The organism is Lentzea sp. NPDC059081 (assembly GCF_042738015.1).
In the GTDB taxonomy this organism is placed as follows: Bacteria; Actinomycetota; Actinomycetes; order Mycobacteriales; family Pseudonocardiaceae; genus Lentzea.
This window is the reverse complement of record NZ_JBHYGW010000041.1, coordinates 41201-55882: the sequence shown is the minus strand read 5'-3', so window position 1 is coordinate 55882 and position 14682 is coordinate 41201. Positions and strand designations below refer to the sequence as shown.

Genomic DNA, 14682 nt, shown 5'->3' with positions numbered 1-14682 from the left:
GGTGTCAACCCGGCGAAAAGCGTGCCGGGTTGACACCCCTCCTCGGGCGCGGCCAAACGCGTCAGCACTGCTCGTGACGGGACCACCCCACCCGAGCGCATGGGAAAAGCCAAGAGCAAAAGCAGCTCGGCTTCGCCGTCGCCCCGGCTCGCCTTCGGCTTCGCGCTACTTCGGCGGCAGCGCTTCCACGAACTCGCGGCACCGGGCTATCCAGTCCTCCAGCGCCTCGTCCTCCGACACCGCCTCCCCGTCCACCACCACCCAGCCCCTCATCGGGCGTCCCGTGAAGTCGAAGACCCGCGTGCCCGGCTGGGCCAGGGCGTCGGGCTGGGCCTCCGGGCCCACCCTCGCCAGCAGGTCGGGTCCCAGGACGCCTACCAGCATGTTTCCGTTCCACAGGAAGACCAGGCTGCCGAACATCTTCTTCGTGCTGACGCCCGGCAGCGGGGTCAGCGCGTCGCCCAGGCGGTGTGCCAGGCCCTCGTCGTACGCCACGGGCTGAATGATGTCTCAGCGAGTTGCCAGGCGCCTCTCAGATTCGTGTGGCTTCATGGACATAAGGGACATCTAGGAGGCGCACCTTGTTCGGCGTGGTCGGTTGGGTGATCGGGTGGATCTTGACGCTGTTCATCCTCGTGATGATCGGGCGGATGATCGTGGACTGGGCGGTGACCTTCCAGGCTCGTGGTGACTGGGTGTGGAAGGTGCGGCGGGTGACGCACGGGGTCACCGAGCCCGTGCTGGCGCCGGTGCGGAAGGTGTTGCCGCCGGTGCGGTTCGGCGGGTTCGGGTTGGACCTCGCGTTCACCGTGGTGTTCATCGCGGCGTTGGTCCTGCGGTCGATCGTGTGGTGAGGACGCCGGGGTTGAGGATGTTCGACGGGTCCAGTGCGGCCTTGGCTCCTGCCAGGGCCGCGTGGAAGACGTCCGGGCGTTGGCGGGTGTACCAGGGCATGTGATCGCGGCCCACGGCGTGGTGGTGGGTGATGGTGCCGCCGGCGTTCGACAGGGCTTCGGAGACGGCTGCCTTGATGTCGTCCCATTGGGACGTGAGGCTGCCCCACCTGCCGGGCGCGTAGATGCCGTAGTACGGCGCGGGGCCGTCCGGGTAGACGTGGGTGAAGCGGCACGTGACGACGCCGATGCCGCACACCTCGCGCAGTGCTGCCGTGGCGGCTTCCACCACGGACGCGTGCAGTGCCGGGAAGCGGTCCCAGGTGCAGGCCGTCTCGAAGGTCTCGGTGATCATCGCGTGCTGGGCCATCGCGTCGCGCTGGTAGGGCATGCGCAGGAACGACTGGCGCCAGCGGGCCGAGGCGCCTTCGACGATCTCGCCGTCGGCGCAGAGTTCCAGGGCACGGGCCAGCAGCGCGTCCACCGGGTGGTCCGCCGACTCGAACGCCAGCACCAGGACCGACTGGGCCGAACCCGCGTTGAGGAACGCCTCCGCCGGGTCCAGCAGCCGGCAGTTCGCCGGGTGCAGGCCCGACTGCGCGATCAGCCTCGTCGCCTCGACGGCGCGGTCCCACGACGCGAACCGCACGGACGCGCCCGCGCGGTGGGCCGGGGGTGACTGCAGGCGCATCCACGCTTCGGTGATCACGCCCAGAGTTCCTTCTGAGCCCAGGAAGAGGCGGTCGGGCGACGGGCCCGCGCCCGAGCCGGGCAGACGGCGCGACTCGGAGACGCCGGCCGGCGTGACAACGCGCATCGACTCGGTCAGGTCGTCGATGTGCGTGTACAGCGTGGCGTAGTGGCCGCCGGCGCGGGTGGCCAGCCAGCCGCCGAGCGTCGAGAACTCGAACGACTGCGGGAAGTGCCGCAGGGTCAGGGAATGCGGCTTCAGCTGTGCTTCCAGCGACGGCCCGAGCACGCCGGCCTGGATGCGCGCCGCACGGCTCGTCGGGTCGACCTCCAGGACCTGGTCCAGCGCCGAGAGGTCCAGCGTCACGACGCGGTCCAGGTCGCGCGGCTCGACCCCGCCGACGACGGAGGTGCCGCCACCGAACGGGATCACGGCGACGTCGTGGGACGAGCACCAGTCGAGGACGTCGACCACGTCCTGCTCGGTGCGCGGGCGGGCGACCGCGTCGGGCAGCGGGCCGACGTCGCCGGCGAGGTTGCGGGTGACGTCGCGGTAGGCCTGGCCGCGGGCGTGCGCGAGCCGGTCGACGGGATCGGTGGAGTAGAGGCCGGACGGAGGCTCGACGCGCGAGACGGGCAGGTCGAGCGCCGACGGGTCCGGCGGCTCGTGGAACGTCAGGTCCGCGTCCGGCAGCACGGCGCGGACGCGGTCGGCCAGCGCACGGCGTTCCTCCGGGGTGACGGCGTCCTCGACGGTGCCCCAGCCCCACCACGACCTCGTTGTCATGGCGAGCAACGATAAGCGAAACGCTCAAGTTCTGGATTGGTCTTCACGGATCGAGGTCGTCGAGTTGCCGTCGCACCCGCGCGGCGTCCTCGTCTCGGCCCTGTTCGCGGTGCAGCCGCAGCGCTTCTCTCCAGACTTCACGGGCTTGGTCGTGCTGTCCGAGGGCCGCATGGGGATGGCCGGAGTGGTCGAGGGTGGTGGCGACCTGGTAGGCGTAGCCGTGCTCTCGGTACACGGCGAGAGCACGGCGGTAGAGCTCGACCGAGTCGCGGTGGTTTCCGGTGCGGTGGGCGATGAGCCCGAGGCTGTCCAGGGTCTGCGCCTCGCCGGCGGAGTTGTCGTTCTGCCGGTGCAGCACGAGAGCGGCGTGGCAGTGCTCTCGGGCGGCGTCGAAGTCGCCCGCACGCGCGGCGTACCAGCCCGCCGTGTTGAGCGCCTCGGCGTCCCACGCCGGTTGGCCGAGGGCGTGGTAGAGGTCGTGGGCTCGCTGAGCGTGGTCCTGGGCCCGGCTGTCGTGCTCCCGTGCGCCCCAGGCGAGCGCGAGCGCCAGCTGGGTGTGCGCCTGCTGGGTGAGGTCGTGCTGGTGCACTGCGAGAACAAGAGCCTGGTCCAGGTGCTCGACGGCCGTCTCGTACCTGCCCAGCCGGGAACAGGCGAAGCCGAGGTGCCGATGCGTGCGGATGCGGGTGCCGGGGTCTGGCAGGTGAGCGGCGGCCTCCAGTGCCACCTGCCACGTCGTGTGGGCGTCGCGCTTGTACCCCTGCCGGTGGTGGAAGGTGTCGAGCACCCAGGCGAGGTGCCAGGCGACGTCGTGGTGGCCCAGGGCGAGCGCGGCGCGCTGGGTGGCCAGGAGGGTGGCGTGCTCGGCCTCCAGCCAGGCCAGCGCGGTGACGGCGTCGGGCAACGGATGTGGAGACACACCGGGTGCAGGCGGGCCGGGTTCCAGGAGCTGGCGGCGGAGGTCCAGGAGGCGGTCGGCGGCGTGCGCGGTGTGGAGGTGGAAGTCCAGCACCCGCCGCAGAGCTGCCTCCCGCACGCCGTCGAGCAGATCGCGGGCGGTGGTGGCGGCGTAGGCGCGGACCAGGTCGTGCATCGCCCAACGACCACCCGCTCGCCGTTCCACGAGGGCCGCGTCCTCCAGAGCGGACAACGCTCTGCGCGCGCGAGCGGGTGACAGGCCGGTGAGAGCGGCCACCGCGGGCGTCGTGGCATCGGGACCGGGGGCGATGCCCAGCAACCCGAACACGGTGCGGTGTTCGTCGGTGAGCCGGCGCAGCGACCAGGAGAGGACGGCGAGCAGGCTGGCGGTGGGGTCGGTGTCGTGGTCCAGCAGCTCCAGCCCGAACTCGCGCAACTCGGCGGCGACCTCGGCCAGCGGGACGCCGGGACCAGCGTGGCGGGCGGTGATCGACAGCGCGAGCGGGTAGCCGCCGCACAGGTCGACCAGCTCGTCGACGGCGCCGGGTTCGGCGGCCACGCGGCCGGCGCCGAGGCGGGTGGCGAGCAGCGCGCGGGACTCGGTGCGGGAGAGGACGTCCAGGTTCAGCTGACGCACGCCGTGCCGGTCGATCAGCGAGGCGAGCCTCGTGCGGCCGGTGATCAGAACGGTGCAGGAGGACGAGCCCGGCAACAGGGGCACGACCTGGTCAGGGGTGGCGGCGTTGTCGAGCACGATCAGCATCCGCCTCCCGCTGAGCAGGCTGCGGTACAGCGCGGCTTGCGCATCCGGGTCGGACGGCAGGCGGCCGGGGTCGACTTGCAGGGCGCTGAGGAACCCGCGCACCGCCGTGCCGGGGGCCATCGGCTCGTCGGCGGGGCCGAAGCCGCGCAGGTCCACGAACAGCTGCCCGTCGGGGAACTGCTCGGCGTGCCGGTGCGCCCACGCCAGGGCCAGCCAGGTCTTGCCGATCCCGCCGGCCCCGCCGATCGCCGAGATCACCACCGCGGCCGGAGCTCCACCCGGCTCCGCCGCCAGCGCCTCGTCCAGGCGCGCCAGTTCGGCGCCGCGACCGGTGAACCACCGCGGCGACGCTGGCAGCTGCCTCGGCACCGGGGCCTCGGCCGCTGCCCTGATCACCGCCGGGGACGGGAGGAGGGCGGGGTCTGCTTCGAGCACGCGCTGGTGCAGGTCCCGCAGTGCGGCGCCGGGCTCGGTTCCCAGCTGCTCGACCATCCGGTCGCGCAGTCGCCGGTGGTGCGCCAGGGCATCAGCGGTGCGGCCCGCGCGGTGCAGGGCGAGGACGAGCTGGCCCGCGACGCGTTCGTCCCACGGCCAGTCGGCGGCACGGGCCGCGAGAGCGGCCACCAGGTCCTCCCCGTGCCCGAGGCGGAGCAGGACGTCGGTGAGGTCGCACTCGGCTTCCAGCCGCCGCCGGTACAGCCTGTCGCGTTCGGCCTCGGCCCACTCACCGTCCACGCCGGTCAGCGCTTCTCCCCGCCACAGCTCCAACGCCTGTCGCAGCAGGACCGCCGCCTGCTCGTCGTCGACGGCCCGGGCTCGATCGCACAGGTCGTGGAAGTGCACCACGTCGACCGCGGACCGCTCGACCTGGAGCGAGTACCCACCCGGCCGCCGGACCACGACCTCGCCGCCCGCATCGGCGAGCAGCAGCCGCAGCCGCGACAGGTAGTTCAGCAACGTCGCCCTGGCCCGCAACGGCGGGTTCCCGCCCCAGACCCGGTCGATCAGCCGGTCCACCGACACCACCCGGCCCGCGTCCACCGCCAGCGCGGCCAGCACGCACCGCTGCCGCGCCGGCCCGAGGTCGAGCATGCGGTCACCGACGAGCGCCGCTGGTCCACCCAGAAGAACGAACTCCATCGCCTCACGGTGATACCAGCACTGAGCAGCGGATTGTTGAAGAACGAGGGAAGTTCACGGAGACGGCGGCACACGGTGGTCTCGGCACGGCACCCGTGCTGCTCATCCGAAGCAAGGGGGACTTCAATGCTCGAGAACAAGCGCCGGGTCACGGGGTCGTTCGGCCTGCTGGCGGCGCTCACGCTGTTCGCCGCCCTGTTGTCCGGCGGCCAAGCGGCGGCCGACGTCCACGCCATGGCCTCGATCCAGGTGCCCGGGACCCCGAACTACGCGTCGTCGAACGGCACGTGGGTCGAGGTCTGCGACATGGAGCAGGACGGCAACAGGGTGTACGGGGTGTTCGACACCGACACCGGGACCCAGCGCATCTACGACAGCAGCGGCGGTGGGTGCGGCAACGCCACCTTCGGCAAGGTCTACCGGTTCAAGGTCTGCGAGGACCAGCCCGTCAGCGCGGACCCGTGCTCCGGCATCGTCACGCCGTAACGCGAAGGGGGCTCGCCGGGCGGTTGGCGCGCACTGCGCCGGCCGCCCCGGCGCGATGCCCGGCCACGCCCGAAGCCGATCCGGCCAGGGCGTGTCCTGCGGATCTTCGCCTCAGGCGCCCACCCTCTCAAGCGATGCCGAAGGCGAGCCGTCCTCCCTCACGCCGCCGGGTAGCGGTGCACCCACCCGTTCTTTGCGATTGGGGCTTGACTCTGGGTGCGAGGTGCTACCCCTCAAGAGCACGGCCGGCCGCGAAGCCACCGGCCCTTTCCGGCCGTCAACGGCGCCTCGCAAGGGCCCCGAAGTCAAGCCCCGATCGCTATCGACGCGCCAGCGGCGATGAACACACGCGCTCCGTCCGAGGTGCACGACCACGCTGGAACAGGCACGGCCCATCGCACGGCGACCACGCCGGAACCCACCCAAGAACGATCCGCAGGACAGGCCCTAACCCGCGCCGAAGCACACGAAACCGACGGCGGCGGCATAAGCGGCGTCGTCGACCGCCGCCCGTTGCACCGAAGCCAGCGCCTCGGCCGGAGCGATTCCCGCCGCGAGCTTCCGGTGCAGCTCCACCATCACCGGCGCGGTGCCGTCGGTCGGCACCGGCACCACGGGCGCGATCAACGTCCGGGTGCCCAGGCCCAGCAGGGCCGCCGTGAAGCCCATCAGCTCGTCGCCCGGCCGGACCGCCGACTGGCCGGTGTCGCAGGCCGACAGCACGACCCTGGTGGGCGGGGTGCGCAGGCGCTCGATGTCGTAGACGGTCAACGGGCCGTCGGCCAGCTCCAGGGCCGAGAACAGCGGGTTGTCGACGCGGAACGAGCCGTGCGCGGCGATGTGGGCCAGTGCGGCACCGTCCATCGCGGACGCCACGGCGCTGACCGTCGCCTCCGCGTCGACGAGCACGCGGCCGGGCACGTGGGTGCTGATGGCCTTGATCTCGGCGGGGGCCGCGGCCATCCGCGGGCCTGCGGCCAGCACGGACTCGCCTGCCGCGTCCGCCACGGACCACGCGCGCAGCCACACCGAGGCCGACGGCGCGACCGTCACCTGGCGGTTCAGCACGGCCCACGGCAGGCCGTTCAGCGGGCCGGTCGGCACGACGACCAGCGGGCGGCCGTCGATCCGCGACGCCAGCGGGTCGAGCAGGCGGCGGGCCAGCAGCGCGGCCGCGTGCGAGGCGGACGACCTGGCCACGGCGAGGTTCGGCAGCTGGGGCGGCAGGGTCACCAGGCGGTGCAACGCGAAGCGCAGCAACCGGATCTCGCGGACCACCCCCTCCATCGCGCCCAGCGGGTGCAGCGACGCGCGGCCGTCCGCCAGCACCACCGCCATCAGCGAGCCCTCGTACTCGACGAACTCGACCAAAGCCGCCGACCCCAGCGCGGAGGCCAGGGCGGCGACCGAGGGCGGCTTGAAGACGGACACCTCGCCGGACAGCTGCCGGGTGACGTCGCGGACGCGCTGCTCGGCGCGCACCAGCCGCATCCGCAACGCGCCGGCGGGCTTCCCGGCCAGGACCGCGGACTCGACGTCGGCCGAGACGGCGCGCAGCGACGCGAGCGCGTCCTCAAGACGCGGATCGTCCGGTGGCGACACGGACTTCATCCGCAACGCTCCCGCACGCCAGCTCTCGGTCCACGACAGCACGCGCGCCGCGTTGCCCGAGGCCACCGCGAGCCGCAGCCCTTCCAGCGCCAGCGCCTGGCCCTGCACACCGGCCGACGCCCGCAGCTCGGCCGCGCCCAGCGACACCCGGTACTCGTCGAGCAGGCCGATCCCCCGCCGCAACGCCGACGAGGTGCCCCGGACGTCCCCGGTGAGCTTGCGCCGCAACGCTTCCGCGTACCAGCCGCGCACCCGCAGCCCGGCCGGGCCACGACGGCGGGCGGCGGCCGCCAGCGACAGCTCGGTCACGGCCCGCGCGTGGTGCCCGAGGTCGGCGGCGACCAGCCCGGCGTCGATCCGGGCCTCCAGGGCGGGCAGCCGCCAGTCCATGGCGTCGAGCTCGGACGCCACGCGCGACAACGCCAGCCGCAACGGCCGTGAGCGGTCACCGCGCAGCACCGCCGCGTGCAGCTCCAGGTACCGCGCACCCGCGGCCCACAGCAGGCGTTGCTCGCGGCGGAACCGGCGCCGCGCCTCGGCCGCGAACCCGTGCGCCGCGTCCGGATCGTCGTCCAGCAGGGCGATCCTGGCGCGGAAGTACAGCGCCTCCGACACGCCCAGCGGGTTCTTCAACGCCTTCAGCTCCACGATCGCGCGGTCGGCCGCGGCACGCGCCTCGTCCAGCAGCGGCACGGAGACGAGCAGCTCCAGGCGGTTCACCAGCAGCACGGGGCGCATCACGTCGAGGCGGCGGTGCACCTCCTCCGCCTTGTCGAACAACGTCAGCGCGGCCGGCACGTCACCGCCGCGGGTCGCCATGATGCCCGCGTTCCAGTGCACGTCCGCGACGCCGAGCTCCTGCCCCAGTTCCCCCAGCAGCGTCGCCGCCAGCGCGAAGTCCGCCGACGCCTCGCGCATGTCGCCGACGTAGGCGCGCACCAGGCCGCGGTTGTTGAGGGCGCGGGCCTCCACCAGCCGGTCGCCGACACGGCGGGCACCGGCGATGGCCGCGGTGTAGTCGCGCTGCGCGTCGCCGTGGCGGGTCAGGTAGTGGAAGACGACACCGCGTTGCATCAGTGCGGCGACCGCGTCGGCACCGGTCAGCTCCGGCATCGCGTCGTCCAGGGCCTTCAGCGCGGCCCGCTGCTTGCCCGTGTAGACGAGCACCCACGCGAGACTCATCTGCGCCAGAGCGGACAACCGGGGCAGGCCGGCGGCAGACGCGATCTTGATCGACCGGCGCAGGTGCCGGGCGGCGCCGGGGAAGTCGTGCATCTCGCGCAACGCGAGACCGATCGCGCGTTCGGCGATCGACCATTCCGCCCGATCCTCCGTCGCGCGGAGCACCGCGCGGGCCATCTCCACGGCCGCGCGCGGGTTGCGCTGCCTGGCCTCCAGCGCGTCCTCCGCGGAAAAATCGGTCACGGCGACACTTTATCGCCTGTGGTAGCTTGATCAAGCTCGGTCGGGGTGCCCGTCAACGCTGCTTTAGTGAGGCCGTGGTGTCGAAAACGCCAGAAAGCGCGGAGCTTTACCAAAGAGCTTTTCTGCAGCTCATCGCCGAGGACAAGAACATCAGCTTCCACGCCGAACGCGGGCGTGAATTCCTTTATCGACCCGGCCAGCTGCTCGTCGAGGTCGAAGACCAACAACGCGTCGTCGAAAAGCTTCGGGAAAACAACATCATCGCCCGGCCCGGCGAGGGATTCGCCGGATTGGCCCGATTGACGTTGCCGAACAACGCGGAGGACATTCCGCGGATTGTCCGCCTCCTGCGCGACCAGCGGAACTGGCCGAACGAGCGGGTGCCGCTGGTCCAGCCGCACCACGTCGTCGTCGGTCACGGCGGCCTCATCATGGGCAACCCCGGCGACCGGCCCTACCCCGCCGAGCCGATGTCCGCGCCCAAGTCCGACGACCGGCTCCGGGAGGTCCGCGTCGGCGTCATCGACACCGGCATCTCCTCCGGCGCCTCCAGCGAGCACTCCGACTGGTTCGGCGGCCGGTACGCCGAGGAGGCGGACGACGTCGACGCCGCCTACGCCAGCGGCGACAACTTCGCGTTGCAGGGCGGGCACGGCACGTTCGTCGCGGGCGTCATCCAGAACGCGGCGCCCGGCGTCACGTTCGACCCGGAGGTCGGCCTCGACCCCAACGGGTTCGGTGACGAGGAGCGGATCTGCCGCAAGATCACCGAGCTGGGCCGCAAGAAGATCAACGTCCTGAACCTGTCCCTCGGCTGCTTCACCGAGGACGACGTGGCGTCCGAGCCGCTGCGCCGCACCATCGAGGCGCTCCCGGACGACATCGTCGTGGTCGCCTCCGCCGGCAACCAGGGCACGCAACGGCCGAGCTGGCCCGCCGCGCTGTGCGGGGTCACCGCCGTCGCCGCCGCCCAGCAGGAACGCGACGGCTCGCTCGCCCCGGCGTTCTACTCGAACTGGGGCCACTGGGTCGACGCCTGCGCCGTCGGCAACCGCGCCTCGACCTACCTCAAGGGCGAGTGGCAGCTGCCCGGCGAGGCCGGCGCCACCCCGTTCGCGCTGTGGGCCTACTGGTACGGCACGTCGTTCGCGGCGCCGCTGGTCACCGGACGGATCGCCGCCACGATGGTCGCGGACGGCATCACCGCAGCTCAGGCACGTGACAAACTGGTCACCGGGCCGGAGTTCCACCCCGGCTACGGAGTTTTTGTCAAATAGTTGTATCTGGGGAGCAACCTCGTCCTCCGCCAGTTGTGACCGCTAGGAGTCGACGTGACCTCAGCATCCCCGATCGCCGCGCTCGTGCGCGCGGCGGCCGAGGGCGACCAGTCGGCGTGGAACGAGATCGTCGATCGTTACACGCCGCTGGTGGTGTCGGTGATCTACAAGCACCGGCTGCGCCCCGCGGATGCGGCCGACGTGAACCAGACGCTGTGGCTTCGGCTCGTGGAGCAGATCGGACGGCTGCGCGAGCCGGAGGCACTGCCCGGCTGGATCATGACGACGACCCGCAACGAGTGCCTGCGCGTGCTGCGGGTCCAGCAGCGCACGCACCTCTACGACCCGCTGTCCGAGTCCGACGCGCTGGAGCCGGAACAGGTGGACGGCGACGTCGAGGCGGACCTGCTGGCGCTGGAGCGGCGGCAGGCGTTGCGGGACGGGTTCGCCGAGCTCACGGACCAGTGCAAGCGGTTGCTGACGAAGCTCATGACCGACCCGCCGCCGAGCTACCAGGCCGTGAGCGACGAGCTCGCGATGCCGGTCGGCAGCATCGGGCCCACGCGGATCCGGTGCCTGGAGAAACTGCGCAAGACCACGGCGGTCTCGGCCTTCCTGGGATCGCCCGCGAGGAGAGGAGGTGTGCTGGGTGCGGCACGACTGGGACAGTGACGAGGCACTGCTCGACGATCTGCGCGACGCGGTGAGCACACCCCCCGAGGAGGTCCCGCCGGAGTTCGTCGAGGCCGCCAAGGCCGCCTTCACCTGGCGGAACATCGACGACGAGCTGCTGCTCGTCACGTCGTACGACTCGGTGCTGGACGACACGCTGTTCGCCCGTGCGCGGTCGACGGCGACGGCGCGGCAGCTCGTGTTCGACGCGGACGGCGTGAGCCTGCAGGTCGAGGTGTCGGCGGCGGGGATCACCGGTCAGCTGATGCCGGCCTCCGGGTCCGTCACGCTGGTGACGCCGGACGGCGACCGCGAAACGACGCCGGTCGACGAATTGGGGACGTTCGTGATGGGGGCGGCGCCGCGCGGACCGGTGAAGTTCCGGTTCGCGAACGGCTGTACTGATTGGTTTATCCTCTGACGCGCATTCGTGTGACGGTGGAATTCGCTCGTTCGGCCTACAGCATCGGCCAGTAGGGTCAGCACGCTCGGATATTCGCATCGCGAGAGGTGTGTGCTGTTGTGGTCGATCGGGTCAGCTGGGTACCGGAAGGTGTCAACGTCGACGTGCCGAGCTCGGCGCGGATCTACGACTACCTGCTCGGCGGCGGGCACAACTTCGAGGCCGACCGCGCGACGGCCGAAGCACTGATCAGGGTTCTGCCGGTGCGGGACATGGCACGGCGAAACCGCGCTTACCTGCGCCGCGTCGTTCTGGAACTGGCGGGACTCGGCATTCGCCAGTTCCTCGACCTCGGTTCCGGTATTCCGACGGTCGGCAACGTGCACGAGGTGGCGCACGAGGTCGCCCCCGACTCGAAGATCGTCTACGTCGACTTCGAACCGGTCGCGATCACGCACGCCGAGCTGATGCTGGCCGACGAGCCGGACGTGACGGCGTTGCTGGCCGACCTGCGCGAGCCGGAGAAGGTGGTGCAGCAGGCGTCGTCGTTGCTCGACCTCTCCCAGCCCGTCGGGCTCCTGGTCGTCGGCGTGCTCCAGTTCATCCCGGACTCCGACGACCCGTGGGGGGTGCTGAGGCGCTACGTCGACGCGCTCGCGCCCGGTTCCTACCTGGCGCTGTCGCACTTCACGGCGGACAGCATGCCCGCGGCGATGGCCGCCGGTAAGGAGATCTTCGCCAAGACCGCCGAGCCGATCACGCCGCGGACCAGGGCGCAGGTGGCGGACATGCTGGCGGGCACGGAGGTCGTCGAGCCCGGCATCGTGTTCACGCCCGAGTGGCGGCCGGAGACCCCCGAGGACGTCGGCACCGACCCGTCGAAGGCCAACCTCTACGCCGCGGTGGGCATCAAGCCCTGATGCCTGCCTCGTCCCTCGCACAGCGCTGGGCGGCGGTTCTGATCGAGAGCGCGTACTCGCCGATGTCGCGGCGGAAGCTGACGCAGCACCTCGACGAGCACGCCGCCCGGTTGCGTGCTGGGCAGGACGCGCCCGAGGTCGGGGAATGGCTGGTGCGCAAGCGCTTCACCGGGCCCGAGTCGCTGTGGCGGACGGTCGAGGTGCTGTCCGGCGAGGTCTCCCCCGACGTGCTCGGCGGGCTCGCCGCCGGCTACGTGCGCGCGACGCGCGACGAGCTGTTCGCCCAGCAGGAGAAGGTCAAGAACTCGCTGCTGAAGGCCGTCGAGGACGCCCAGCGCGACCTGCACGACAGCGAGGCCCGGTTCGCCCAGGTGTTCGCGTCGACCGCGGTCGGCATCGCCATCTTCGACCTGACCGGCACCGTCGTCGAGGCGAACGAGGCACTGGCCGTGATCCTCGGGCACGAGGAGATGCCGAAGGAGCTGTTCACCGAGGAGGACGCCCGCACGCTGGCCGCGGCCTGCGAGCGGATGATCGAGTCCACTGTGGACACCGACCGGCGCGAGCGGGAGCTCACCCGCGACAACGGCGACACGGTGTGGGCCAACGTGGTGCTGTCCGTGCTGCGCGGGTCGGACGGGCTGCCCAAGTTCCACGTCGCCCTCATCGAGGACGTGACGGAGCAGCGCATGCTGCAGGAGTGGCTGCGGCACCAGTCGTTGACGGACCTGCTGACCGGGCTGCCGAACCGCGCCTCGTTCACGGACAAGCTGGAGTCGGCGCTCGCGACCGGCGCGCCGCACACGCTGGCGTACCTCGACGTCGACAGCCTCACGATCGTCAACGACGGGCTCGGGTACGTGGCGGGCGACGCGGTGCTCGTCGAGGTCGCCAGACGGCTGCGGGTCGTGCTGCCCGACGCCGTGGTCGCGAGGGTCGGCGGTGACGAGTTCGTCGTGCTGATCCAGGGCTCCCCCGACGTCGCGGCACTGGCGGCGATGATCGACGAGGAGCTGTCCGAGCCGGTGTACCTGGAGGGCGCGGGCGTCGCGGTGTCGACGTCGATCGGCTTCGTGCACGTGACGGGTCCCGGCGCGAACCCGGCGGCGGTGCTGCGCAGGGCCCACTCCACGTTGCGGCGGGCCGAGACCGGCGGCAAGCGGCAGTGGGCGGTCTACGACCACGAGGCGGACGTCACCGACCGGGCCCGGTTCGCGCGGATCGCGGCGATGCCGGGAGCCTTCGAGAACGGCGAGATCTCCGTGGAGTTCCGGCCGGTGTCGTGGGTGCCCGGCTCGCTCGCCTTCGTCGAGGCGTCGCTGCGCTGGGGCGCGGCCGGCCACGAGGAGGTCGTCGCCCACGCCGACGCCCTCGGTCTCGCGTCCCGCCTCGGGCGGATGCTGCTGGAGGAAGCGTGCTCCCGCGGCGAGCCGGTGCTCGTGCGGTTGTCAGTGGACCTGTCCAGGGACCAGGACCTGGCGGCGCACGTGCGGTCGGTCCTGCGGTCGTGCGCGCTGCCGGCCTCGTCGCTCTTCCTCGCGCTCGACGTGCGGGCCATGCCCGACGGCGAGGAGAACCTCGAGGTGCTGCACGACATGGGCGTGCGCGTGCTGCTGCACGAGTTCGGCGGTGGCTTCGCCGGACTGTCCACCGTGGACCGCAGTCCGGTGTGGGGAGTCCGGCTGGCCAGGCCGCCGTCGGAGAGGCTGGCACGCCAGGGGCTGGCGCTCATGGTGCCGCTGCTGCGGTCGGCGGGCGTGCACGTGATCGGCGGGCCCGGCGACCCGGACGAGCTCCAGGCGCTCGGGGTGGACCTGGTGGTGGCGCCGTGAGCGGTCGCGGCCGTCAGGGTCGGCCGCGACCACTGCGAACGGACTAGGCCGCGTCCACCGCGGTGGACAGGTCGGCCTTGGCGGTGCCGGCGAAGTTCCGCTCGACCCGCGACTTCTCCGACGCGTTCGGGTTGACGTTGGTGCACGAGACACCGCCGGTCGAACCCGACATCAGGCTGGAGCACGGTCCGGGCTTCACGTCCGGCAGGCCCAGGATGTGGCCGATCTCGTGGGCCGCGATCCGGACCTTGTTGTAGCCCTCGTCCACGGCCTGCTTGCCGATCCAGATCTTGCCGTTGCCGAGCGTCGTCGGCTGGGCCCGCGGCCAGCCGGGGTCGGACACGATGGTGATGTTCGCGCGGCCCGTGGTCTTCACCAGGCGCACGTTCTGCACGTTGGTGTTCCACACCTGCGCCCCGGCGTCGATCTCGGCCGCGTACGCCGCGGCACCCGTCGAGTTGTAGGTGAGGGTGGTGGCCGCCTGAGCGGTGCCGACGATGCCGAGTGACAGGGCGGCAGCGCTGGACAGCACAGCGATTGTTTTGCGCAGGAACACAGGGATCTCCTCGCAATGCAGGGTGTTTGCTCCCCGACTGTATCGCCGATGCCTTGGCGCACAAGAAGAGTCAAGTGTGAAGCGCACTGGCACGGTCCAGTCCGTTCGTAGGGGCCCTCGGCGCACCGGTCGCGGGCCACCGCCCGTGGCGAGCGGAAACGCGCCCTACCAACGATGTCCGCGCTCTCCCGTGCCGAGGTCCCGCGGGGGCATAACTGTTGACGCCCACTGGGACTGATGAACCGGACGGGGGTGCCCGGGAACGCGGACGGGGCCGGTGCCGCGAAGGCACCGGCCCCGTCGTTTCCG

The 14682-nt window shown here is 71.7% G+C and carries 13 protein-coding genes; 7 read left to right on the top strand and 6 right to left on the bottom strand.

Annotated elements, in window-relative coordinates; genetic code table 11:
- Window positions 1-165: 165 nt before the first annotated feature.
- On the bottom strand, window positions 166-495 hold the full coding sequence (locus ACFWV3_RS42520; protein WP_382419650.1) for a TfoX/Sxy family protein: 330 nt from the start codon (window positions 493-495) through the stop codon (window positions 166-168).
- A gap of 107 nt (window positions 496-602) precedes the next feature.
- On the opposite strand from ACFWV3_RS42520, the gene ACFWV3_RS42515 reads away from it, so the two are divergent.
- The gene (locus tag ACFWV3_RS42515; protein WP_382419649.1) at window positions 603-854 is read left to right on the top strand and encodes a YggT family protein; all 252 of its coding nucleotides are present in this window, start codon (window positions 603-605) and stop codon (window positions 852-854) included.
- On the opposite strand, the gene ACFWV3_RS42510 is transcribed toward ACFWV3_RS42515, so the two are convergent.
- Entirely contained in the window at window positions 817-2370 is a 1554-nt protein-coding gene (locus tag ACFWV3_RS42510; protein WP_382419648.1) for an FAD-binding oxidoreductase, read from the bottom strand. The two genes, ACFWV3_RS42515 and ACFWV3_RS42510, sit on opposite strands and share 38 nt — an antisense overlap.
- A gap of 43 nt (window positions 2371-2413) precedes the next feature.
- Entirely contained in the window at window positions 2414-5191 is a 2778-nt protein-coding gene (locus ACFWV3_RS42505) for a BTAD domain-containing putative transcriptional regulator (protein WP_382419647.1), read from the bottom strand.
- A 126-nt stretch (window positions 5192-5317) separates the two neighbouring features.
- Here ACFWV3_RS42505 and ACFWV3_RS42500 point away from each other — a divergent pair, with 126 nt between their 5' ends.
- On the top strand, window positions 5318-5677 hold the full coding sequence (locus tag ACFWV3_RS42500; RefSeq protein WP_382419646.1) for a hypothetical protein: 360 nt from the start codon (window positions 5318-5320) through the stop codon (window positions 5675-5677).
- 447 nt (window positions 5678-6124) lie between these two features.
- On the opposite strand, the gene ACFWV3_RS42495 is transcribed toward ACFWV3_RS42500, so the two are convergent.
- Together ACFWV3_RS42495 and ACFWV3_RS42490 are read right to left on the bottom strand one after the other, a co-directional pair.
- A complete protein-coding gene (locus ACFWV3_RS42495; protein WP_382419645.1) occupies window positions 6125-8713 on the bottom strand; it encodes a CHAT domain-containing protein in 2589 nt (862 codons plus the stop codon).
- Window positions 8710-9132 (bottom strand): hypothetical protein, encoded by a 423-nt coding sequence (locus ACFWV3_RS42490; protein ID WP_382419644.1) that lies wholly within the window; start codon window positions 9130-9132, stop codon window positions 8710-8712. The genes ACFWV3_RS42495 and ACFWV3_RS42490 overlap by 4 nt, the downstream gene beginning before the upstream one ends.
- Between ACFWV3_RS42490 and ACFWV3_RS42485 the strand changes: the two genes are divergently transcribed.
- The 5 genes from ACFWV3_RS42485 to ACFWV3_RS42465 all read left to right on the top strand — a co-directional run bounded on the left by ACFWV3_RS42485 (window position 9094) and on the right by ACFWV3_RS42465 (window position 13817).
- On the top strand, window positions 9094-9990 hold the full coding sequence (locus ACFWV3_RS42485) for a S8 family serine peptidase (RefSeq protein WP_382419643.1): 897 nt from the start codon (window positions 9094-9096) through the stop codon (window positions 9988-9990). The genes ACFWV3_RS42490 and ACFWV3_RS42485 overlap by 39 nt on opposite strands.
- Window positions 9991-10044: 54 nt before the next feature.
- Window positions 10045-10662 (top strand): RNA polymerase sigma factor, encoded by a 618-nt coding sequence (locus tag ACFWV3_RS42480; RefSeq protein ID WP_382419642.1) that lies wholly within the window; start codon window positions 10045-10047, stop codon window positions 10660-10662.
- Window positions 10640-11083 carry a hypothetical protein gene (locus ACFWV3_RS42475; protein WP_382419641.1) on the top strand — a complete coding sequence of 148 codons (444 nt, stop codon included), beginning with the start codon at window positions 10640-10642 and terminating at the stop codon, window positions 11081-11083. The genes ACFWV3_RS42480 and ACFWV3_RS42475 overlap by 23 nt, the downstream gene beginning before the upstream one ends.
- A gap of 101 nt (window positions 11084-11184) precedes the next feature.
- Entirely contained in the window at window positions 11185-11985 is an 801-nt protein-coding gene (locus ACFWV3_RS42470; RefSeq protein ID WP_382419640.1) for an SAM-dependent methyltransferase, read from the top strand.
- The gene (locus ACFWV3_RS42465) at window positions 11985-13817 is read left to right on the top strand and encodes a diguanylate cyclase domain-containing protein (protein WP_382419639.1); all 1833 of its coding nucleotides are present in this window, start codon (window positions 11985-11987) and stop codon (window positions 13815-13817) included. The genes ACFWV3_RS42470 and ACFWV3_RS42465 overlap by 1 nt, the downstream gene beginning before the upstream one ends.
- Before the next feature lie 43 nt (window positions 13818-13860).
- Here the strand turns inward: ACFWV3_RS42465 and ACFWV3_RS42460 are convergent, their stop codons facing one another.
- The gene (locus tag ACFWV3_RS42460) at window positions 13861-14373 is read right to left on the bottom strand and encodes a snapalysin family zinc-dependent metalloprotease (protein WP_382419638.1); all 513 of its coding nucleotides are present in this window, start codon (window positions 14371-14373) and stop codon (window positions 13861-13863) included.
- Between the last annotated feature and the right edge of the window lie 309 nt (window positions 14374-14682).

Coding starts and splice junctions, on each gene's coding strand:
- ACFWV3_RS42510 (WP_382419648.1), bottom strand. CDS start 2,370: ATGACAACGAGGTCGTGGTGGGGCTGGGGCACCGTCGAGGACGCCGTC.
- ACFWV3_RS42505 (WP_382419647.1), bottom strand. CDS start 5,191: ATGGAGTTCGTTCTTCTGGGTGGACCAGCGGCGCTCGTCGGTGACCGC.
- ACFWV3_RS42500 (WP_382419646.1), top strand. CDS start 5,318: ATGCTCGAGAACAAGCGCCGGGTCACGGGGTCGTTCGGCCTGCTGGCG.
- ACFWV3_RS42465 (WP_382419639.1), top strand. CDS start 11,985: ATGCCTGCCTCGTCCCTCGCACAGCGCTGGGCGGCGGTTCTGATCGAG.